Below are 21,805 nucleotides of genomic sequence, written 5' to 3'. Positions count from 1 at the left end.
GCCGATAGCACTGCGGTGCCCGCAACACAGTGGAGAGTAAAATGACCAAGAGCGCTTTATCGGAAACAGCGGCTGTGGGGTGGGCGGCTAAGGGTCGCGACTGGCGGAGTGTCTACGCAGCCCGTCTCGCAATCACGGATCTGCTGGTCCTGATCTGGGTCGTGCTTGGCGTGCAGATTTTATGGTTCGGTCTGGATACAGAAGATCTTGCATTCCGGGGCAACCCGTCGGAGCTGAGTTTAAGTTATTCCATCGTGTCGATCCTTCTCATTGGTTGTTGGATGGCGATGCTCGGTATCTACGGTTCCCGAGGTTATCGTGTGCTCGGTACAGGCCCAGATGAATACAAGCTCATTGCTGGGGCTTCGATGAGGCTCTTCGGCCTCCTGGCCATCGTCGCATTTCTCTTTCATGTTGACGTGGCACGCGGTTACATCTTGCTCGCCTTCCCTTTAGGGATGATCGTGTTGGTGTTTTCTCGCTGGATCTGGCGACAGTGGCTGGTCGTGCAGCGGCTTCGTGGCAAGTTCTCGTCCCGTGTGCTCCTGGTAGGGTCTCAGGTCTCGGCTGCGCGAATCAACCGAGAGCTGGCTCGTCAGCCTGGCGCCGGCTACCTCGTGGTAGGTGCCTGCGTTCCAGATGGATTTCCAGATTCGAATCTGGATGGATCTAATATCCCAATTCTGGGCGATATGGATTCCCTCCTGGACGCACTTCAAGCAGCCGAGGCCGATACCGTTGTCGTGACCAGCAGTTCAGAATTTTCTGCAATCCGGATGCGGGAACTTAGCTGGAGCCTGGAGCCTGGGAAGCACCATTTGGTCGTCGCTCCGAGCCTGACGGATATTGGTGGCCCACGCATCCACACCCGTCCCGTCGCAGGCTTGCCGCTAATTCACGTTGAGACTCCACGCTATGAAGGCAGAACTCTCTTCGCTAAGCGCGCATTTGACGTCATCGGCTCCGGTCTCCTCTTGCTAGCGCTTTGGCCACTTTTTGGTGGAGTCGCCTTGGCTATTCGGCTAGGTGGGCCCGGCTCTCTCCTCTTTCGCCAAGTGCGGGTCGGCATTAATGGCACGTTGTTCAGTATGTTAAAGTTTCGATCCATGATCACCGGCGCAGAAGGCCAGCTCGACGAGTTAGTCCTGCTGGAGCGCAGCGAAGGTAATTCCGTCATGTTCAAGATGAGAGACGATCCGCGTGTGACGAGGGTTGGTCGTTTCTTGCGACGCTACAGTTTGGACGAGCTTCCGCAACTTATCAATGTCTTTGCGGGTCAGATGTCGCTGGTGGGCCCTCGCCCTCCTCTGAGCGGTGAAGTGGACCACTACGAGACGCATGTGCATCGTCGTTTTCTTGTGAAACCTGGCATCACGGGTCTATGGCAAGTCAGTGGCCGTTCGAATCTATCCTGGGAAGACAGCGTTCGCCTTGACCTCTACTATGTCGAGAACTGGTCCATGATGGGCGACCTCGTAATACTGTGGCGAACTCTGAAGGCCATCGTAGGGCCCGGGCACGGGGCGTATTGATGTTCATGCCCCTGCATTGTTTCCCCCCTTTGGCTCCGAAGGAGCCCTCTGTACTTTTAGTTGTTGACGCAGGAGATCCAATTGACTGATCATGAAGTGCGCGGGCTTTCCATCCTTACTGCATCCTTCAATCCGGGCAAGTACCTTCTGAGTGCTGTCACTTCGGTGTTGCCACAGCTGGATGAGTTCTCAGAGATATGTCTCCAAGACGCAAATTCGACCGATGATTCACTGCGCTCTCTGGTTTCAATTAGGGACCCCAAGTTGAAAGTCATCTGCGCCCCGGACGACGGCCAATCCGACGGGTTAAACAAGGCTTTGCGTCGTGCTAGGGGTGAGTGGATACTCTGGATGAACGCCGATGACGTTGTTTTGCCAGGGGCGATTAGGGAATTCGAGAGAGCCATTAAAGGCCTCGATGGGGATGTCAACGTGATCTACGGCTCGTACTCGCGAATTGATGCCGACGGGCGGGAGATTTTTCGACTCCATCCCGGAGTAATGACCTTTGAAACACTGGCGTTTGGCCGCAGACGGCCCTGGAGTGGTGCAACCTTCGTGAAGAAAGCGTGGCTTGAAGAAATCGGCGGTTTTAATAATGAGTATCACTTTTGTATGGATTTTGAGCTCTTTCTGCGGTTGTGGCAGAACCCCCGAACCGTCGCGTTTCGGCTGCCAGAATCAGTACCCATTGGTGCGTTGAGAATTCACGGCGGAACCAAGACGGCGAGTTTTGGCTGGTCGTTCGTGCGGGAATTGCGTCGTGCGAGGAAGCACCACCTAGTCTCGAGGTTCCAGAATGCATTCGCGGTGATAGCTTCGGCAGTCGATGTGGCCATTCAACTGTCAACTCCGATTCGCGAATCGAAAATCTACCGCATCGTGCGCGGCCGAGAGAGAGGTCCGCAGTTCGGTTGACAGCGTGGGCGCCTCGGGTGAAACCCTCGGCGCGATCCGGAAGGGCCGCGGCTGGCAGGCACGAGGTCGATCTGCCGCATGACCTGCTTGACGAGCTGGGGCGAGCACTCAGTCTGCTCAGCCGCGAGGTCGGCGTGGATGCTCCGGTAGCCGTAAGTGCTGTCGGTGACCTCGAAGAAATAGTGCATTTGGGCGATCAGCGCCTACCTATGAATCGAATTCGCGGGCTGCGGGCGCGTTGGTGAGTAGCGTGGTGGTTGCGGTATTTCATGTAGGTGGTAGGTGATCTCTCAGGACATCGTTTACAACCTCACTCAAGACTTCGCTTACAGGATTAAGTATTTGCGGGTTGTGAGGCCGCTGAATATTGCCTTCGGGTGCCACCGGTATTGCCCTGCGGTGCCAGGCTGTCGCGCGGTCGGGGGCCAGTTGGCGAGTAGCGCTGGCTGCACGAACACACTCTCGTGCTCGCCACGACCCGGGAACAGCAACGCATACACCTCAGCATCGCTGCGTGGCGAGTAGCGCTTGGTGGTAGCGGTAGTCTGGCGCGTTGGTAGCACGTTTCCGGGTGTACGGTAGCGCTGGCGGTCAGTGGACTGCTCTGCTGTGAATAGACAACGCATACGGCGTCGTCGTTTCATTGTTAAGGGCGGGTCATGGCGGACTACCGAAAAATATTGGGGTTGTTGCTGGAGGGGCGGAGTTACCGCGAAGTCGTAGAGATCGCGGGGTGCTCGCATCGCGACGTGGCCCGGGTCCGGCAAGAGGTCCAGGACCGGGGTCTGACCTCGATGGTCGCGGTCACTGACGCTGAGCTCGCGAAGTGGTTCCCGGACGGGCGCCGGAAGGTATCGGAGGAGTACGTCCAGCCCGACCTGGCGCGGGTAGTGACGTCGATGAAAGCGAACCGGAACTTCACGTTGCTGTTGGCCTGGCGCCGTTACGTCGATACCAAAGACGCGGGCAAGAAGTATGGGTATTCGCAGTTCTGCGCCCTGTTCACGGACTATCTCCGCACCCAGGATCTGGTGGTGGTGCTCCGCCACGAGCCGGGCCGGGCGATGCTGGTGGACTGGGCTGGCGACACCATCGATCTGGTCGACGCGGTCACCGGCGAGATCACCAGGGCGGTGCTGTTCGTCGCGGTTCTGCCATTCGATGATGTTCTGCCGCGTCTATGCGGATATGAAGTCCCCGGCCTGGCTCGACGCCCACGTTCAGGCGTTCGCGTTTTATGGCGGCGTCCCGCAGATCGTCGTTCCGGACAACCCGACGACCTCGACCCACCAAACCCACAAGGGTGACGCGGAGCGGGTCGTGAATGCCCGGTATTAGCAGCTCGCCGAACACTACCAATGCGCGATCGTCCCAGCCCGCGTGAAGCGGCCCCGCGACAAGGCGGCAGCCGAAAACGCGGTGAACGTCGTGAACAAACGCGTCATCGGTTACTTCGACGATGATGTCTTCACTTCCCTCACCGAGTTGAACGACGCGATCGAGGAGCGGGTGCGAGAGATCAACCACGACATTCGCCGCGCCGACGACACGACCCGGTGGGAGAGGTTCAACACCGAGGAGCGAGAGCTCCTTGGCTCCTTGCCCGACGCCGGGTTTGAGGACGTCGAGTGGAAGGAGCTGAAAGCGGCCCGGAATTACCACGTCACCGCGGACACGCAACGGTACTCCGTGCCGTTCGCTCTGGCGGGCAAGCTGCTGCGGGTCCGGCTGACGTCGTCCCGAGTGACGGTCTTCGACGGGAACGACATGCTCTGCGAACACCCCCGGTTGACTGGCCGGAAAGGCCAGTACTCGACCCTGCCGGAACATGTCCCGCCGCAGCACCGCAATATCGACGGGCTGTGGTTCCGGCGGTGGTTCACCGACCGGGCGCGCAGCGTTGGGCCGGCAACAGTGACGGTGATCGAGCAGATCCTCGACGGCCAAGTGATTGAGGCGCAGGGCTACCTGTCCTGCCAGAACATCCTGGCCGGCTGGGCAAAAACAACCGGGAACGGTTGGAGGCGGCCTGCCAAGAGCTCGTGAACCGCAGCGGCTATCCGACCTATTCGACACTGAAACGGTTGATGGCGGCGATCGACAGAGATGCGAAGAAGCCCCGGCCGGTGGTCCCGGCGGCCTCCACGCGCAAACGCGTCAGCACCGTCGATTTCCGCGACACCATGCCAGACGTCTATGTTCGCGACGCCTCCCACTACGCACGCGACGAGGAGGGAAAGTGATGTTCACCAGCATCGATTACGACAAGTTCCGGGCTCTGCGCGTGACCCATGTTGCGACCCGGCTGGAGGAACAAATACAGGACGAAGCCAACGACACCCTCACCCCCGAGCAGCTGTTCCTCAGTGCCGTCGACGACGCGTTGGAGCCCCGACGCATCAATAAGGTCGACAAACTCATCCGCCAGGCCGCGTTCCCGATCCCGGGCGCGACCGTCGTCGAAGTCGACTACCGCGACGGACGCGGGATCACCCCGGTCAGAACGCGGCGCTATGCCGCCCATGACTGGCGCTCCGATGCGACGAACCTGCTCATCATCTCGCCCACCGGCGGCGGAAAAACTTACCGCGCCTGCGCGCTGGCCATCGGCGCCTGCCACAGTGAGCACTCGGTCCTCTACTTCCGGATGGACGACCTCGCCCGAAGGCTCGTCATCGCTCGCGGCGACGGCATCGCCCATCAGAAGCTGTTGAACGAGCTCTCCAACATCGACCTGCTCATCATCGATGACTTCCGCACCGTCGGCATCGACAGCGACGCCGCCAGCGACCTGTTCGCGATCCTTGCGACCCGCGAACACCGGCTGCCAACAATGATCGCCTCGCAGACCGGGCCCGCGCACTGGGTTGCCGAGCTGCCTGACCGGGTCGCGGCGGACTCGATCGTGAACCGCCTCGCCAACAACGCTCGAACCTGCGGGGCGAACGCGTCGAAACTCGACCCGACAGCGGGCCGCTGGTACTTCGGCAGCCGGTCCGTTTCCAGCGCCCGCTCCACCGTCCCCCGCGAAACGCCGACGAGCCGCCCGATCTCCCGCTTCGAGTACTCACCCGTCGAAAACAGTTGGCGTATCTTCGCCCAATCGTCCATATTGATCACCTTCCATACTGGTCGGTGGTCCTGTCTTCAATCGGCGTTAATGGTCCTGTTTTCGGTCGGCGTTAACACTTTGGCGCCTCCCAAAGCGAGCACTCGGTTCTCTACTTCCGGATGGACGACCTCGCCCGAAGGCTCGTCATCGCCCGCGGCGACGGCATCGCCCACCAGAAGCTGTCGAACGAGCTCTCCAGCATCGACCTGCTCATCATCGACGATTTCCTCATCGTCGGCATCGACAGCGACGCCGCCAGCGACCTGTTCGCAATCCTCGCGAACCGGGAGCGCCGCCTTCCCACAATGATCGCCTCCCAGACGGGGCCAGCGCGCTGGGTTGACGAGTACAAATCCTCAACCGGGCCCTCTACGCCAAAGGGGCTATGTCGGCACCATGGCTCAGTGCGCATAGAGCGGTGAGCAGGTTATCCAACGACTACTTGCCGTCAGAAGTTGGGCTCCTCATGTTGTGAACAAAACCCCCGCATGCAGAATCCAGTTGCAGTCAATGGGACATGATCGGAGGAGTCTTGGCGCTGATTCTCGTGTTTGGCCGAAAAGGCCATACCTCGTCTCGCGGGGAGCTGGCGAGAAGGAGGATGCCGGAAGCAAGAGCGATAGTACTCCAATCCGGAGCACCGAACGAAACGGGGCGCTCAAGGATTCCAGCCCACACCAGGGTCGTAACGTAGAACAATGACGCGAAATCACCGCGGATCCCCCGACCAATCCAATACCCTAGCAGGACAACAAAAGCCACCCCAGCGATGAAACCGCCTTGGAGCCAGACGTCCAGAAACAGGTTGTGGGGGGAATAGACGGACGCTGAGTCGAAAGAACCAGTCGTTCGTCTGATGTCTGACCACCCCTCGGCTCCTAAGCCAATCCAAGGGTTCGTGGCGATGTACCCGCGTGCGATCTCCCAAAGGCCAGCCCTCCCGGTGAAGGCGCTGGGCGCTAAGTCGCTGGTGGTGAGCACGACAGAAAGCGCAATGCCGCCCAGCGGTACAAGGGCTAAGATACCCGGTCGGAACCGCGGAACCCGATCTCCGTGGACTACGACTAAGAACCAAACAAGCGCGAGACCACCGAGCGCTAAGAGTGAGGTTCGACTCCCCGAGACGACGACTAAGAGCAGCACCGCACACGCGGACGTTGCCATAAGCCGCCGGTCGCCAATGACGAGCAAGAACGGTAGCGTCATCACCAGCATGAGTGCCAAAGAGTTCTCATGACTCGCGACTCCGCTGAATAGAACACCGGCCACGCCGCACTTGTCTGCCCGGCAGATTTCTACTGCACCTGGTAAGCCGAGAAGACCGGAAACTGCCGACGCAAGCGCGATGCATTGCGAGATCAAAGTGACGCCGAACGTCAAATTATGCCTCTTGAAATCTTTCAGGATTACAGCCAGCAAGAGGATGATCACAGTGATGATTACGAGGGACGGCCATCGATGTGAGTTAAGTAACGTGCCTGCAGAAATCGCGCCGAAGATTGTGGCCAGAGCGAGGGGTGGCCCGACCGTGGCACTGAGGATGCTCCGGGAGCTACTCATCGCCCTGAGAAGAGCAACAAGGAGCACTCCGGCGAGAGCGACCAACCCGACTCCGGACGCAATGTCAAATATTCGGCCATTGAGGGTGACTGGCTCCTTCAGCGCACTGTAAAAGGTAACCTGTTGGCTTGCTACTTTGGAAAACATACTTGGTGCTGCGGTGGCAAGAAATATCCCCACGATGGACGCCGTTGCTACACTCAGAATGCTTTTGGGCGCATAGAGAACGAACAGGCGATAGATCGAGACCGCGCTAAGCACTCCGGCAAAAAGTAAGACCGCAGTCAGGCCCGTCGATGGGCTATTCACGGTGCCCCCTGTAATTGACCGGCACCAATCGCTGGCCAGGATATTTCCTAGATTTTCGCCGAACCGTGCCCTCCAGAACTAGCCTCGGGACCAGCAGCAGGTCTGGCAGGAATTGACCAACTAGGACGCCGGTCGCCGCCCCAAGCGCAAATCCTGCTCCTCCCATCGTCCTCGCCAATAAGAGGCCAACACTTAGACTGAGTGCAGCCATCACAAGGACGCAAACAGCTTGGACCCACAGCTGTCTTGGCGTGGTCAAGAGGCTTCCAGCTGGGAGGTGCAAGCTCTGGGCGATCAATAAGGCTCCGAAAGACATGGCGAGTACGGGTGGAATTAGGATCTCCCCATGAGAGATTACCGAGCCGGCCCAAGGCGCCAAGGCCCAGAGGAAGGCCGCCCCAAAAGCGCTTAGCAGCCCAAACGAGACCACCATCCATCGCCATATGGCGATCGATCCATTGGGGTCCGCCCTTCGCTGCGCGAAGATCGTCCATAAAGCGCCTGAAGCCGTGGAGAGAACTGACCACGTGATTGCATAGAGTTGGGCCATCAGCGCGTACTGCGAAAGCATCATCGGAGAACCAGTACGTGAAAGTAGGATTCGCCCTGTCTCAAGGCCGAGCGGAAGGCCAATCGTGATGATGATCAACGCGCCGGATCCCGACAGCGCCCGAAAATCGTATCGCCGTATCGGTTTTGATCCCAAGAGGGTTTGGCTGGCATCCCGAGTAGGGGCGCCCTTCCTCAGTAGGTGATGCGCAAGGAATGTGCTGATGAGACCTGCTGAAAACAGGCCGAGGAAGCTCGTCAAGGAGAAGATCATACCGTGCCCGCCCGCCAGAGCCATCACAGCGGTAAAAGCAAGGGAAAAAATTGAAGATGTCATCGCAATTGCGACGGCCAAATCATTTCTCCCAAGCCCTATCAGGATTCTTACCCCGAGACCCAACGGCACGGCGAGGCCAAAAACCGAAACACCGACCGAGATGATTCTATTGTCACTCACCGAGAGGTCCTGGCCGAGCAGGGGACTCCACAGCGCAAACATACCCATCATCGAAGCTGTGATCACGATAAAAAAAGCAACTGCGATCAGAACAAAGTAAGCCGCTTTAAGCTTGTGTTTCAGCCCGGCCCTCGGCGCCACGGAGTCGAGGGCGACGGCCGTCGTCACGGTGCCCCCGACACCCAAATCAGAAAAGGGCAGCAGGGCTCCTAACATCGCCACGGTGTTCACGATTCCATACGCGGCGATGCCGGTGTTTGCTACAACAAGGGAAGTATTGGCAATCCCGGCGATCGCAACAATGGGGAGCCCAATCAGCCTCAGAACTGAGCCGGAAAAAGCCTGGCGGAAGATCGAGCGATCCACAGCTCTTCCCATTGACAATCCGTTTCCCTCTTTGAGCGCCAAGGCCGTTATAAACCAACGCTGCAGCCTATCAAGACGCTGGGTCTGCTCAGACTCAGCGTCATCATCGGTCGGAAGCCCAGCGAGTACAATCAGAACTCGGCTTGGGTGTCAATGACTCTGAGCTTCAAGGGGGCAAAAAAAGATGAGTACTAAACGACGCAAACCGGACCACGTGCGTGATCCTTCGAGCATAGATACGTCGCTCCGTGTCTCCTCGAGATCAACGTGTTTGTCAAACTGGCGGAGATCATCCATTACCAACAATTCCAGTGATACCCAAGGGGCCGTAGGTTGACACGCTTCGCGATCGTTACCCCTGTCCGAAACGCCGAAACGCTGGTTGGCGAAACGATTCGAAGTATCATCGAGCAGTCTGGTGTAGCGTCGGGTCGCCATCAAATTGATTACATCGTTTGCGACGGGGCCTCCGACGACAGAACTGCTGAGATTGCGGCTGAGGTGGGTGGCAGTCTCGTGCGCGTCATCAGCGAGCCAGACTCGGGCATGTACGACGCGCTGGCCAAGGGTTTGCGTCACGTGGATGGTGACATCTACTTCTACTTGAACGCCGGCGACCTCTTGCTGCCGGGGGCGTTCGACGTTGTCGGGCGAATCTTCGATCGGGGGGATTCGGACTGGTTGTGTGGCATGCACATCCACTACTCCGTCAGCGGCAGCATAGTGCGCGCAAGTCTCCCTTTTCGCTATCGGACCACCTCGATCTTATCCGGCTACTACGGTGCGCAACTGCCTCACATTCAACAGGAATCAACATTCTGGACGAGGTCTGCCATGAAACGGGTAGATCTAGACAGACTCTCCACCTTTAAGCTTGCGGGGGACTACTTCCTGTGGTGGCAATTTGCACAATTGAGTGAGCCGCTGATCGTGGAGGCTGCTCTCGGAGGGTTCCGCCATCATGGAGGGCACCTTGGCAATGATCGCTCCGGCTATAGAAGAGAGGTTCAAACTCTCGTGTCAAAGCGCTCCTTGCTTCGGTCTGTGATGGCAATGCTCGAACGGCCGGTCTGGCACGCTCCTGGCCGGGTGAAGGCACTCATGAACTCTAGAATCCTCCGATACTCGCCAAGCCGTGACGAGTGGAGTTCCGACCGATAGTCAAGCATCTTGACTAGACCTCGTTTCGTATTTCATCGGTCAGCGTGTGCAGTGCGAGGAAGAGTGCTCATGATCGTCCCCGAACCCAGCAATCCTCGGGCAGCTGCGCTGAGTTGCGGAAGAGGTCGTCAGCCTGTTTCCCAGCGGTAGAGGCTCGTGCGTACACCACAAGTCGCACTGGACCTGCCAGCCCGTCGCGGTCGAGGCAGCCAGCCAAATTCGGCGGAATGTGTACGGGCCGATCCCGGCGGCCTTGTCGCGGAACACCGGCGTTGATCCGGGCGAGCCGACCCGCTTGGCCAAACGTCTATGCAGGCATCGTCGGTGCGGGCCATCAGCGCCGGAATCTGCGGGGCGAACGCGTCGATAATCGATCTCAATGCGCGCCGCGCGTACTTCGGCAGTCGTTCCGGCCGAGGGCCGCTGCACCATCCCTCGCGCTTTAGTGATCGCGCATTGAATACGATTGCCGCATCTTCGCCCAATCGCCCATACGGACTTGGTTCCTTACTGGTCGGTGGCCCTGATCTATCGACTTTGGGGGTTCTGATGTGTGAATCGGCCGAGCTGGTCAGGGCTCTGGTATCAACGTTTTTAATGCCGACTGAAAACAGGGCCACTTCTGCCAGGCGAGTTCTAGGTCGTCGCAACACTCCACCAAGATTTGGAGTGTGAAGATGGCCAGACGTGGGCGCAAGAGAAACCTCTACCGCGGAGATGAGTATTGGAAGCTCATCCTTGCCTGGGTCGGACCGATCGCAGCCGCGAAGCGCGTCGGGATCGGGTGCACGACCGGTCATCGTTGGCGATCTCAACGTGTCGGGATCGCACCGCTACGACTTGCTGAGGCAGACCGACACGAACGGTACCTGAGCCTGATCGAACGTGGGCGGATCACCTTGTTCAGGCGAGAAGGATTCTCCATCTGCAAATCCTTGCCACCCCCGACGCGGCCTGGATCAACAAACCCCTCGAAGCTCAAGAACAAGAGCCAAAATTAGCCGCCTAAACTCACGCTGGCCTCATTGACCCTGACAAATTCCGCGGGCGCGAACTGGGCGCATCGGGCAAGACCTCCAGCTCCGCGACCTGGTCCAGGACAAGCTGAAACTGGATTGGAGCCCTGAATAGATCAGCTACTGGCTACGAGACGCTCACCCACAGACACGATTGTGGCACGTGTGCCACGAAACGATCTGCCAGGCCCTGTAATGGCCGGGAAACATCGGTTTGACCAAGAAATTGACACGATATCTTCGAACAGGCCGGCCACTGCGTAAGCGTCGTCGGCGCCCCAACGTACGTGCCCCACGCTTCATCGCACCGGCGACATTGATCGATCACCATCCCCAGGTCGCAAACGAGCGGGCCCGGTTCGGGTACTGGGAAGGCGACCTGATCATCGGCACGCGCACCCGTTCGGCGATCGGCACCCTGGTAGACCGCAAGAGCGGCTACACCGTCTTCCTGCACTTTCCCGGTGGGCACACCGCAGCTGAAGTCAACGCATCGCTCATCACCGCGATGTCTGCGCTCCCGCAGGAGCTCCAGCGGACTTTGACCTGGGACCAGGGCGCCGAAATGGCCAGCAACGACAAGATCGCATCCCTCTTCACGGACGGCATGTTTTTCGCCCACGCCGGCAAGCCTTGGCAGCGCGGCTCCAACGAGAACATGAGCGGACTGCTGCGGCAGTACTTCCCCAAGCACACCGACCTCGCCATTCACAGCGCCGACGACCTCGCCGCCGTCGCGACCAAGATCAGCAACAGGCCCCGGAAACGACTCGGTTGGACAACACCAGCCCAGCTCCTCGCCGACGTTCTACGATCCAAATAACTGATCCGTGTTGCGACGACCGCTGGAATTCGCCCTAGAACTCGCCTGGCGTTTCCAGCCCTGAAGTGTGAATTTGCGAGCTGCTCCCGGGAACGGTACTGTCTACTCGGCTGGGATGGTGAGCGTGACCTCTCGGCCGAGTTTCTCGATCTGGTGGACAAGGCGGGCGCGTTGTTGTTCTGGGCCTTGGCGTCGAACGGCCCAATCAGCTCCCAGATCGATGTAGTCAACGTCGTCGTGGATGATGTGCCAGTAGGCGACGAGGATGTCGTGCCTGGTAGCCCCAATCGCTTCGAAGGTTCCGCGTCTGCTCCTGACCGAGTGGAAATGCGCGGTGAGGTACGCGCCCTTCGTGCGGGCCGCCGACTGCGCTGCCTCGGTGAGCACGGTGCGGAGCGCCACCGATCCGTGACGGGTCCGACCTGACCTGGCCTTGCCGCCGGACGCATTGTTACCGGGACAGATTCCAGCCCAAGAAGCCAGGTGCGCCGCTGAGGGAAAGACGCTCATGTGGCCGCAGATCTCCGCGACCAAACTGACCGCGATCTTGCGGCCGACACCGGGGGTCGTTTGCACGCGTTCGAGAACCGGTTCGTGCTCCATCACCCGCTGTTCAATCTCAGCATCGATTTGCTCGGTCTGGCCATCCAGAAAATCGATGTGAGCGAGCATCTGCTTCACAAAGACGTCGTGATGCGATACCCGAAACGTGCCCTGAGGAGCGTCCTGGAGTTGCGGAATCTTGGACCGCATTCGACCCAGCGCCAGGTTTGCGAGGATAGCAGGGTCGGCCCCGCCGGCCAGCATCGCGTCCAAGATCGCACGACCCGACTTCGTCAAGATCGTCGACGCGGAACCCGAAAACTTGACGCCGGCATCTTGAAGCACCTTCTCCAACCTCTGAATACCTCGAGTCCGTTCCTCGTTCAAGGTCCGACGATGCCGGGTGAAGTCTCGAAGCTCGCGGATCGGAGGCGGCGGGACAAATGACGTCGCACCAAACCGTGTTCCACCAACTGGGCGATCCATTTGGCATCGCCCACATCGGTCTTCCGGCCCGGAACGTTCTTCAAATGGACGGCGTTCAACAGCCACACCTCGGGGACGCGATCCTCCAGCAGGTAGAAGATCGGTTTCCAATACACACCAGTGGACTCCATGCCCACCCGAGTCACTCCTTGTTCGACAAGCCAGCCGCCGAGCGTCAGCAGACCCTTCGTGTCGGTGGGAAATGTGCGTGTTTCGACCTCACGTTTTCCCCGCCCACTCGGGCGTATCACGGCGGCCACGACGGTATCCCGATGGACACCCAAGTCAGCCCAATATTGAACAACCCCATCCGTTGCGACCTTCCTCCGTTGCACCACCATCACAAGTGCTTGCCGGAGGAAGGCCGTCAGTCAAGGACTCTGAAGTTCGCGCTCAAGGCAGCACGACCGGGTGCCCACAACCCTCCACGCCACACTGTTTTCCGAGCTCATGGGCACCAAGGGCCATCGACGTCCAGCCCGACAAACACATCATCAGAATCCATCCCCAGGACGCTGCCAGCAAGAGGTGACCACCCCCTCGATTCTCATTCGCCCAGGTGCGGCTGCGCGGCAGCTCCATGCTTACTGTTTTCAGCTGGCGTTAACTCACGCTGCTGGCTTGGTCACAGTGACCTCTCGGCCGAGTCGTGAAGAACCATGCCTGGTGGAACACTCCCGCGGCTGCAATGAACCTGAAACGACTCCTCAACCTCGGACTCACCAGCCAGAATGGGGTTTGTGCCCTTGGCTGAAGAACCCAGGCAGGGCCCCCCCCCGCACTCACCCAATGCAGACGACCTCGCCAGCCTGGCGTGGCTCGCAACACTGAATAGATCCCGCGAGTGACCCAAACTACATTCACACGCGGCTCAATGACGGCCCACTTGAGCCGCTGGGCCCACTGCAGCCATCTAAATCAGCACGCTCCTATGGCATGTGGGCCATGGTGCTGTTGGTCGGTCGAAAGTAGGCCTCCTGCTACCGCCACCGCCGCTGTTCCCCGACGCTATTAAATAAGCCTCGTCCCCGGTCTGGTTCGCGCAGCTACCTCTGCCAGGTGGCGACGATGTATCGGCTGTGCCGGGTCCATGGCGAGACATCCGACCGGCACGAGTTGGCCATGCACTCTCCCCTGCGAAACCAGAACTGATCGCGTCGGAACCGATCCAGGTGTGTTCGTGGGATCGCACCACGCTGAAAAGCCGGGCAACTTGGTCGTACTCTTCCACCTCTATTCCATTATTCCATCACGGACATCAACCTCCGTTGCATGGCCGGCTGGGTGGTCGCCACCGGCGAATCCGCGCAACTGGCCGAGCGGGCTCCTAATCGACAAGATTGCAGAACAGCACCAACCGCGACGAGCTGACGATAAATGCCGATAGAGGTGCCGGGCTAATTTCAGGCCACACCAGATGGTCCTCCTGCGTCACCGTGGCTGCGGCCTCACCAGCGTCTTGGATGGAATTGAACAAGCTCACCAACCGGTCCAGCTTGGCTTCCTTGAGGCCGAACTCGCGCCCAGCTGCTGCCACCGTCCGACCGGTCTCCATTCCCAAGCTTCAGGGCCTCGACTTCGAAACGCAGGAGTAAACTCCTGGCGTATGTCATGAACAATCTTTCTAGAGAGCAATCCACCATCCGGGGTCAAGGCGAAATGTCCTATCTATTTCGAGAAGGGAATGTGTTCAAGGCGAACTCCAAACGCCGTTAGCCTCGAAGGGTGAAGATTGCGCAGATTGTGACCTATATTTCGGCCGACGCGGCATTTGGTGGGCCAGTTTCTGTCGCCGTCGCTCAGGCAGTACAGCTTGCAGAGTGTGGCCATGATGTGGAATTATTGGCGGGGTGGGACGGCGTTGCGGAAATTGACGCTCCTGGTGTCCGAGTGCGGTTGTTTCACACACATTCTCTCCTCCCAGCCGGCTTCAGCGGTTTGGTTGCGCCTGGGCTCTTGTCCCACATTCGAGCGAACCATGGGTCGTATGATGTAGTGCATATCCACCTGGCCCGTGATCTTATTACTCTCCCAGTGGCATTGTTTCTCTCGCTTAGAGGAGCGAACTTCGTGGTGCAGCCCCACGGAATGGTTGTTCCAGATGCTCGACTTCGCGCACGCGTATTCGACTTCTTGGGCGTCAGGCCGGTCTTACGCCGTGCGAGCTCCGTAATCGCGTACAAAGGCGTAGATGACGAAGCATTATCGGCCCTGTCGCGTGGAGAAGCGTCCATTGAATTTTTGGTGAACGGTGTTGAAAGCGGCGGACTCCACGACGGCGAGTCTCGTACTTCGGATGTAGTCATGTTCATGGCACGACTTCACCCCCGAAAGCGCGTGATGGCTTTCGCGGAGATGGCCCGGATCCTGAGCGGCCGGCGTGTCCCGTGCCGATTCGTCGTCGTAGGTCCGGACGAAGGCGATTTGCGGGAACTTCAATCCTTCATCCAAGCCCACATGCTGGAGGAGGTCTTCGAGTACGAGGGGCCTATACCCTACTCGGAAGTGCGCCGTAGGCTCCGACGGAGCGGAGTATTTGTTTTGCCAAGCGTAAATGAACCATTCCCGGTTACGGTGCTTGAGGCAATGGCAATTGGAACGCCGTGCGTAATTACAGATTCGTGCGGGCTTGCACCCTACTTCCGGGAAGACTTAGCGGGACTCGTCACAGACGGCACACCCACTGGGATGGCAGACGCCGTCGAGCGGCTGATTCGGGAACCGGATGCTCGAGATTCGATAATTAGAAACGCGGAACAAAGTATTCAAGATCGGTTCAGCATCCGGGCGGTTGTGAACATCCTGGTGGGCTTATACCGGAAGGGTATCGCGAACGTTTAGCGAAAAGCCGACTCCAGTTGCCCGGCCCAGGTTTTCTCTATGCCGTGTTCCAATGAAATCAAGGAACGTACAGAGAATTCGGCACTAATGCGGGTCGTATCCAGTACAACCTTGTTGACAAACGTTGGAGGTATCGGGACTTGACGAATGTCGAAGTCCTGTTTTGTCACTTTGCGGATTGTCTCTAAGACATTGTTGACGGTGTTGCCTCGACCGCTTCCAAGGTTGTACACATCATGCTCCGTCTCGATGCCCGTCATCTCTGCTATGACCCGTGCGACATCCTCTACATAGATGAAGTCACGGATCATCGTCCCGGACCCGAATCGGAGGACTGGCTCGCCCAACGCTATTTGGCGCAGTGCAATGGGAATCAAACCCTGTGTCTTTCGAGGATGTTGGCGGGTTCCGTAAGGGTTGGAGATTCTCAGGCTCACCGAGTCAAGGCCGTGTTTTGCGCGGAAGTATCGTAGGTAATGCTCGATAGTCAACTTCGCAATACCGTAAGGAGAAACGGGAAGGGCGAGGTCGGTCTCTCGATACCGAGAATGCCCTTGGTCGCCGTAAATTGCACCGCCCGTCGATGCGAAGTAAACCTTCTCGATGGCCGCATTTGCACATAGCTGGAAGAGGTCAACCGATTGCGAGATGTTGGTTCGGATATCAAGAGTTGGTTCGTTATCCGCGATCGCGGGGGTAGTGGTAGATAGGAAATGAAATACAAATTTCTGATTAGCTAGGGCGTCGGCCAAGTCCGCATGATTCAGAAAATCGCCCGCATGCCGCGTCACGTTCGGTGAGCTGAAGGAAACCTCTCCGGAACTGAACCGATCAAAGGCCGTCACTTCATGCCCCTTGCTTGCGAGCGCATCCACGACATGCGAACCGATGAATCCGTTCGCACCGATCACCAGACATCTGCTCACTACTGGAGACCTTCTTTCATCGAGGTAGAACAGTCAAACAAATCGACGTCCCAAGTCTTGAGGCTTTGCGCTTCCAAAGATCGTGTTGGCCGGAATGGTGCCTGTCACGACAGTAAGCGGCGTGATCAGTGACGACCTACCGATTCTTGAGCCGCCTAAAATAATACATCGTGAAGAAATCCAGGCCCCGGACTCAACGATGATCGGGCGGGTCAAGAGCGCCATGTCTCGTCGGTGGGCGTGACTGCCGGTTGTCAAAAAGGTCTCTTGTGAGATGGCGACGTCGTGGCCGACGAAAATATGGTCTTGGTTGTGAAACCACACTCCCTCGCCGATCCAAGACCGGTCGCCGATGTGCAACTTCCACGGGAACTTGACCCGTGTTCGCGGCCGGAAGATGACACCAACGCCGATCTCGGCGCCAAAGGCCCGAAGCACCCGCCTTCGCATAACAGAACTGATCTGCCACGGGTTGTAGACGAAAAGAAGCTCACAGATCGCCCAGAGGTAGACGTAGAGCCTTGGGCGGTCCCAAGCCGTCCTCTCGCCGGGGGCATCCTCGAGGTTAATGACCGGCACGGCACTGTTGACCGATTTCTCAGTCTCGTTCGGTTCGATGGTCTGCCCCTCCGGAACGTGAATGCCTATGGGGCACTAGTCTTGCAGCTATGGGGGACCAAGATATGCAGGTGACGATCGTCGGGCTCAACTACTGGCCAGAGTTGACCGGGAATGCCCCATACACCACGGGTCTCGCTGCCGGGCTTGCCGATAGGGGATGGCGAGTGCGTGCCGTCACGGGATACCCCCACTACCCCATGTGGCGTGTGCCAACCGAGTATCGCGGTTTGCGCATGACGGAGAATATTTCGGGCGTATCCGTCACGCGGCTGCGGCCCTATGTGCCGAACAAGCCCTCCGGTCTTCGACGTTTGCTCATGGAGATTTCATTCGGTTTGAGTTCCGTCTTCACAAGTTGGGGAAATCCTCAGGTTGTCGTACTGGTGAGCCCCGCTTTGTTTGCGGTTGCCTTTGCTCAAATCAAGGCGCGAATGCTGCCAAGCCGGCCATCCGTAGTCGTTTGGGTTCAGGACATCTACAGCCTGGGAGTCGCGGAGACCGGTGCAATGGGGAGCCGCGGCGCTCGAATGGTGGCCAAAGTGGAATCCACTATTTTGAAACGCGCAGATCGAGTGGTCGTGATCCATGACCGTTTCAAACGGTATCTGACAAGCTCACTCGGAATTGATCCGTCCAGCATCGAGGTTGTGCGCAATTGGACGCACCTACGGTTGGCCAGTGTGCCCATCGATCGACAGAAGTATCGCGCGAAGTTTGGTTGGTCTGATGAGATCATCGTTCTGCATGCTGGAAATATGGGCGTCAAGCAAGCGCTAGAGAACGTGGTTGAGGCTGCGCGTTTGGCCGATCTGAGCGGATCAAGCATCCGCTTTATTCTCTTGGGCGATGGAAACCAGCGAAGTTATCTTGAAGCCCTTTCCAAGGGCGTAACTCGATTGGAATTTCTAGACTCGCTGGACGAAGAAAATTTCAAGGGGGCACTGGCGGCCGCGGATATTCTCCTTGTGAATGAAAAGGCTGGAGTGAGCGAGATGGCAGTACCAAGCAAGCTGACATCGTATTTCACGTCCGGACGTCCCGTTCTCGTTGCGTCGGGCGCGGACTCGATCACGTCGGAAGAGCTTGCCGCGGCCGAGGCTGGCGTTCGGGTTGACGCGGACGATCCCGCATCGCTCCTCCGGGAGGCGCTCTCCCTTGGAATGAATACCACTCGAGCGGAGGGCCTTGGCCGGAGCGGGATGGCGTTTCAGGTTCGTGTGCTTTCGGAGGAGGCCGCAATATCCCATTACTCCGGTCTGCTGTCCAGCATTGTGCTGGCCAGTGGGGTGCAACCATCGCCCAGCGACGAAACTCCATCCGTTGCGGCTGCAGCAGCATCAGTGAGCGCACGCCTCGACTGAAGTCGAAACCCACTGGGAATCTTCCGTGGAGTCCGTCTTTCTCGAATAAAGGTCCCATAGATGGTGACGGCTCTATGCGAGAAATTCGATTCTCTAGATTGAATTCAACCCGCCGACGAAGGCGAAGAATTTACCGGTGTCTAATGGCGCTTTTGTGGAAGCCGTAAATATCGGCCCTTGTTATTTTGGGCACAGTTGTGAGGAAGCTTTCGGTTATAACGCTCTTCTCACGGTGGTGATGTCTTTTCGCGATGCCACAACATCGATTGCGGTGCGCGTGCCGCTATCTGTGTCGGCAAAGATGCGATTGACGCTTCGGTTTGTTAGCGGCCGTACCACGCTGGGTTCCCCATGATCTCGGGGCTGAATCAGCCGCTCAGAGGACGGCACGTACCTAAGAGAGGAATCGTTTTCCAGGCGTGCAAGTGAACCAATTCGTGGAAAGCTTGGGGTCGCGACAGTGAACTATACTTAGGGTTTTCGACACTGCGCGACGCAGGTCATGCACAGCATGACCACAACTTGGGGGCCCATTGACTAAGCGAGCTTTAATCACCGGGATCACTGGGCAAGACGGCTCCTACTTGGCCGAGCTTTTGCTCTCGAAAGGTTACGAGGTGCACGGTCTGATTCGCCGTGCCTCAACCTTCAATACGTCACGGATCGACCACCTCTATGTGGACCCGCACGACCCTGAGGCGAAGCTTTTCCTTCACTATGGTGACCTGAGTGACGGCAGTCGCCTCGTAACTCTCCTGGTCCAGATCAAGCCTGACGAGGTCTACAACCTAGCCGCGCAGTCTCACGTGCGGGTGTCATTCGATGAGCCGGAGCACACTGCTGACACGACCGGAATGGGCACGATTCGTTTACTCGAGGCCGTGCGAATGTCTGGCATTCATACGCGCTTCTACCAGGCGTCGAGCTCAGAGATGTTTGGAGCCACCCCGCCGCCGCAAAACGAAGAAACACCGTTCTACCCTCGTTCACCGTATGGTGCCGCGAAGGTCTACAGCTACTGGATCACGAAGAACTACCGCGAGGCTTACGGCATGTTTGCCGTCAATGGGATCCTGTTCAACCACGAGTCCCCTCGTCGTGGTGAAACCTTCGTGACGCGCAAGATCACCCGTGCCGTTGCTGCTATTAGGGCTGGCACGCAGGATCACGTATATCTCGGAAACCTGGATTCGATTCGCGACTGGGGCTATGCCGCAGAATACGTCGAGGGCATGTGGCGCATGCTGCAGGTGGATGAACCTGAGGACTTCGTGCTCGCTACGGGGGGTAATTTCACGGTTCGTGACTTCGTAGAGACTTCCTTCAGTCACGCGGGGCTCAACTGGGAAGAGCACGTGCGCTTTGACGAGCGCTATCTTCGCCCGACCGAAGTGGATGCTCTCGTCGGCGACGCGTCCAAGGCCGAGACCAAGCTCGGTTGGAAGGCGACCGTCGATACCGCTCAGCTTGCCCGCATCATGGTCGACGCGGACATCACCGCGCTGGAGCACGCGGGAAGTCGTTGGATCGACGAGGTTAAGCTCGAAAGCTGGGGACCGCAGCTAACGAACGTGGAAACCAGGTAGTCATGACCATCGACTCAGCGAACACAGACGTCGACGATCGCGATCAGGTTCTTTTTGAGCCTGGGCTACTCGAGCGATCCGCACCGTTCTACGTGGCCGGCCATCGGGGGCTTGTCGGCTCCGCGATCTGGCGAAAACTACAGGCTGAGGGATTCAGCAATCTGATCGGTCGATCCTCGAAGGAACTGGACCTCGAAGATCGGAACGCGGTCTTCCCGTTCTTCGCCGAAACTACGCCCCGATACGTGGTTCTGGCTGCAGCCAAGGTGGGTGGAATTCTCGCAAATAACACCTACCCGGTCGACTTTTTGAGCGAGAACCTGCGCATTCAGGTGAACGTTCTCGATGCAGCCCTCGAGCACGGCGTGGAGCGGCTGCTTTTCTTGGGATCCTCCTGTATCTACCCTCGGCTGGCACCACAGCCAATTCGGGAAGAGACTCTGCTCACCGGGCATCTTGAGCCGACCAACGATGCGTATGCGATTGCAAAAATCGCCGGCATCCTTCAGATTCAGGCTGTGCGGCGTCAATATGGCTTGCCGTGGATTTCGGCTATGCCCACGAACCTGTACGGCCCTGGAGACAACTTCTCGGTCCACGGCTCGCATGTCTTGCCTGCGTTAATTCGTCGTTACGACGAAGCAGTCAAATCAGGTGCGAAAAGTGTGACCAATTGGGGCACCGGTGCGCCCAGGCGCGAATTCTTGCACGTGGACGACATGGCGGCAGCCTGCCTGCACCTGCTCGAAAACTATGATGGCCCCTCCCAGGTGAATGTTGGAACCGGCGCCGATGTCACGATCAAGGAAATCGCGGAAACGGTGGCTCGGGTCGTCGGCTATACCGGGGAAACAGAGTGGGACACGACCAAGCCGAACGGCACCCCGCAGAAGCTGCTCGACGTGTCCAAGCTCGCTGACGCCGGCTGGACTGCAGAAATCGCTTTGGAAGATGGCCTCCGCTCCACGGTCGAGTGGTACCGCGAGCACATGGATGCCATCAGATGGTAGCCGTTGCTGCGCTTGTAGAGGGGGTTCATGAAGCGTGATGACGTCCTTGCAGGCGGGATAGATGCAGTTACTACGCGGGGACCCAGGCTCATGGTAATCAAGATTTTCGCAGCGATCGCTCTCGCTGTTGTCGCAATTTTCGCGGTACCGGTAGGCGCAAACGCAGCAAGCTATGTCGCGACCGAAACTAATTCCGTTTCAAGAGCTGTTGTCGCGAGTGGGGCGGTCACTCTTCCCCCCGATGAAGCGGGCAAGTACACGCTGACTGGAGAATCCGATGACAACCAAGTGACGGGCCACAACATTTTTGTCCTTCTCATCTGGGTCGCTTCTGGTGTCCTTCTCCTCGGCGCTGCCCTCGGCGTCGTGCTGACTATCGTTCGTCGCGAGCGCGACAGCCATCGCGTGCGCTAACGCTTGATGCGCGGCGACCGGTACTTGGAAGATGTCGCGTCTTGCGCGGGTGCGTACTCGTCCTGGAGATGATCGTCGATTTGCTGGTACATCAGATTCAGGGGCGTCAAGAACTCGCGCCGTAGCCATGCACGAATTGAGTGTTTCGCTGTACGCATGCAGTAATTTCTGCGCAGTTCGAGATGGGGCCGTGACGGCGCTATCACAACCTCTG

At 58.3% G+C, this 21,805-nt stretch carries 20 protein-coding genes and 2 pseudogenes; 14 read left to right on the top strand and 8 right to left on the bottom strand.

What is annotated here, in order from left to right; all coding sequences use genetic code 11:
- The first annotated feature begins 41 nt into the window (after positions 1–41).
- Together E3O28_RS13220 and E3O28_RS13215 are read left to right on the top strand one after the other, a co-directional pair.
- Positions 42–1,532, top strand: coding sequence for a sugar transferase (locus E3O28_RS13220; RefSeq protein WP_134416365.1), 1,491 nt, complete (start codon positions 42–44; stop codon positions 1,530–1,532).
- A gap of 81 nt (positions 1,533–1,613) precedes the next feature.
- Positions 1,614–2,450: a glycosyltransferase gene (locus tag E3O28_RS13215; RefSeq protein WP_166784830.1), complete on the top strand. Its 837-nt coding sequence runs from the start codon at positions 1,614–1,616 to the stop codon at positions 2,448–2,450.
- Positions 2,451–2,486: 36 nt separating this feature from the next.
- On the opposite strand, the pseudogene E3O28_RS17040 reads toward E3O28_RS13215, so the two are convergent.
- Positions 2,487–2,689: pseudogene (locus tag E3O28_RS17040) on the bottom strand (IS3 family transposase); the annotation flags it as partial.
- 420 nt (positions 2,690–3,109) lie between these two features.
- Between E3O28_RS17040 and E3O28_RS16555 the strand changes: the two are divergent.
- The 5 genes and pseudogenes from E3O28_RS16555 to E3O28_RS13195 all read left to right on the top strand — a co-directional run bounded on the left by E3O28_RS16555 (position 3,110) and on the right by E3O28_RS13195 (position 5,984).
- A complete protein-coding gene (locus tag E3O28_RS16555) occupies positions 3,110–3,757 on the top strand; it encodes a hypothetical protein (RefSeq protein WP_174721910.1) in 648 nt (215 codons plus the stop codon).
- Positions 3,758–3,830: 73 nt separating this feature from the next.
- A complete protein-coding gene (locus tag E3O28_RS16550) occupies positions 3,831–4,496 on the top strand; it encodes a hypothetical protein (protein WP_174721909.1) in 666 nt (221 codons plus the stop codon).
- Positions 4,493–4,693, top strand: a complete 201-nt coding sequence (locus tag E3O28_RS16545; protein ID WP_174721908.1) for a hypothetical protein — start codon at positions 4,493–4,495, stop codon at positions 4,691–4,693. The genes E3O28_RS16550 and E3O28_RS16545 overlap by 4 nt, the downstream gene beginning before the upstream one ends.
- Positions 4,693–5,370, top strand: a pseudogene (locus tag E3O28_RS13200) (ATP-binding protein); the annotation flags it as partial. The gene E3O28_RS16545 and the pseudogene E3O28_RS13200, both read left to right, overlap by 1 nt.
- Before the next feature lie 311 nt (positions 5,371–5,681).
- Complete coding sequence (locus tag E3O28_RS13195; RefSeq protein WP_134416359.1) at positions 5,682–5,984, top strand: ATP-binding protein; 303 nt, start codon at positions 5,682–5,684, stop codon at positions 5,982–5,984.
- An 85-nt stretch (positions 5,985–6,069) separates the two neighbouring features.
- On the opposite strand, the gene E3O28_RS13190 is transcribed toward E3O28_RS13195, so the two are convergent.
- Positions 6,070–7,431, bottom strand: a complete 1,362-nt coding sequence (locus E3O28_RS13190) for an O-antigen ligase family protein (RefSeq protein ID WP_134416357.1) — start codon at positions 7,429–7,431, stop codon at positions 6,070–6,072.
- On the bottom strand, positions 7,424–8,803 hold the full coding sequence (locus E3O28_RS13185) for a hypothetical protein (protein ID WP_134416355.1): 1,380 nt from the start codon (positions 8,801–8,803) through the stop codon (positions 7,424–7,426). Before E3O28_RS13185 ends, E3O28_RS13190 begins: the two co-directional genes overlap by 8 nt.
- Before the next feature lie 333 nt (positions 8,804–9,136).
- On the opposite strand from E3O28_RS13185, the gene E3O28_RS13180 reads away from it, so the two are divergent.
- Together E3O28_RS13180 and E3O28_RS16730 are read left to right on the top strand one after the other, a co-directional pair.
- Positions 9,137–9,964: a glycosyltransferase gene (locus E3O28_RS13180; protein WP_134416353.1), complete on the top strand. Its 828-nt coding sequence runs from the start codon at positions 9,137–9,139 to the stop codon at positions 9,962–9,964.
- A gap of 1,230 nt (positions 9,965–11,194) precedes the next feature.
- Complete coding sequence (locus E3O28_RS16730) at positions 11,195–11,803, top strand: IS30 family transposase (protein WP_347232390.1); 609 nt, start codon at positions 11,195–11,197, stop codon at positions 11,801–11,803.
- 102 nt (positions 11,804–11,905) lie between these two features.
- Here the strand turns inward: E3O28_RS16730 and E3O28_RS13170 are convergent, their stop codons facing one another.
- From E3O28_RS13170 to E3O28_RS13165, 3 genes are all read right to left on the bottom strand, one after another.
- Positions 11,906–12,832: an IS110 family transposase gene (locus E3O28_RS13170; RefSeq protein WP_198411607.1), complete on the bottom strand. Its 927-nt coding sequence runs from the start codon at positions 12,830–12,832 to the stop codon at positions 11,906–11,908.
- Entirely contained in the window at positions 12,730–13,173 is a 444-nt protein-coding gene (locus E3O28_RS16725) for a transposase (protein ID WP_198411606.1), read from the bottom strand. The genes E3O28_RS13170 and E3O28_RS16725 overlap by 103 nt, the downstream gene beginning before the upstream one ends.
- Before the next feature lie 986 nt (positions 13,174–14,159).
- On the bottom strand, positions 14,160–14,393 hold the full coding sequence (locus tag E3O28_RS13165; RefSeq protein WP_134416351.1) for a hypothetical protein: 234 nt from the start codon (positions 14,391–14,393) through the stop codon (positions 14,160–14,162).
- Between the two features lie 164 nt (positions 14,394–14,557).
- Between E3O28_RS13165 and E3O28_RS13160 the strand changes: the two genes are divergently transcribed.
- Positions 14,558–15,673 (top strand): glycosyltransferase, encoded by a 1,116-nt coding sequence (locus E3O28_RS13160; protein WP_134416349.1) that lies wholly within the window; start codon positions 14,558–14,560, stop codon positions 15,671–15,673.
- On the opposite strand, the gene E3O28_RS13155 is transcribed toward E3O28_RS13160, so the two are convergent.
- Entirely contained in the window at positions 15,670–16,584 is a 915-nt protein-coding gene (locus tag E3O28_RS13155; RefSeq protein WP_241973130.1) for an NAD-dependent epimerase/dehydratase family protein, read from the bottom strand. The genes E3O28_RS13160 and E3O28_RS13155 overlap by 4 nt on opposite strands.
- 48 nt (positions 16,585–16,632) lie before the next feature.
- On the bottom strand, positions 16,633–17,178 hold the full coding sequence (locus tag E3O28_RS13150; protein WP_241973129.1) for an acetyltransferase: 546 nt from the start codon (positions 17,176–17,178) through the stop codon (positions 16,633–16,635).
- Positions 17,179–17,267: 89 nt separating this feature from the next.
- Between E3O28_RS13150 and E3O28_RS13145 the strand changes: the two genes are divergently transcribed.
- From E3O28_RS13145 to E3O28_RS13130, 4 genes are all read left to right on the top strand, one after another.
- On the top strand, positions 17,268–18,581 hold the full coding sequence (locus E3O28_RS13145) for a glycosyltransferase family 4 protein (RefSeq protein WP_347232389.1): 1,314 nt from the start codon (positions 17,268–17,270) through the stop codon (positions 18,579–18,581).
- A gap of 533 nt (positions 18,582–19,114) precedes the next feature.
- A complete protein-coding gene (gene gmd, locus E3O28_RS13140; protein WP_134416343.1) occupies positions 19,115–20,167 on the top strand; it encodes a GDP-mannose 4,6-dehydratase in 1,053 nt (350 codons plus the stop codon).
- Positions 20,168–20,169: 2 nt separating this feature from the next.
- Complete coding sequence (locus E3O28_RS13135; RefSeq protein ID WP_134416341.1) at positions 20,170–21,177, top strand: GDP-L-fucose synthase; 1,008 nt, start codon at positions 20,170–20,172, stop codon at positions 21,175–21,177.
- Positions 21,178–21,267: 90 nt separating this feature from the next.
- Positions 21,268–21,591, top strand: a complete 324-nt coding sequence (locus E3O28_RS13130) for a hypothetical protein (RefSeq protein WP_134416339.1) — start codon at positions 21,268–21,270, stop codon at positions 21,589–21,591.
- The last annotated feature ends 214 nt before the right edge of the window (positions 21,592–21,805 follow it).

Origin of the sequence: Cryobacterium sp. TMT2-14 (assembly GCF_004402465.1) — a bacterium.
Lineage (GTDB): Bacteria > Actinomycetota > Actinomycetes > Actinomycetales > Microbacteriaceae > Cryobacterium > Cryobacterium sandaracinum.
The sequence above is the reverse complement of the archived record's forward strand: the minus strand, read 5'-3'. Positions and strand labels throughout refer to the sequence as shown.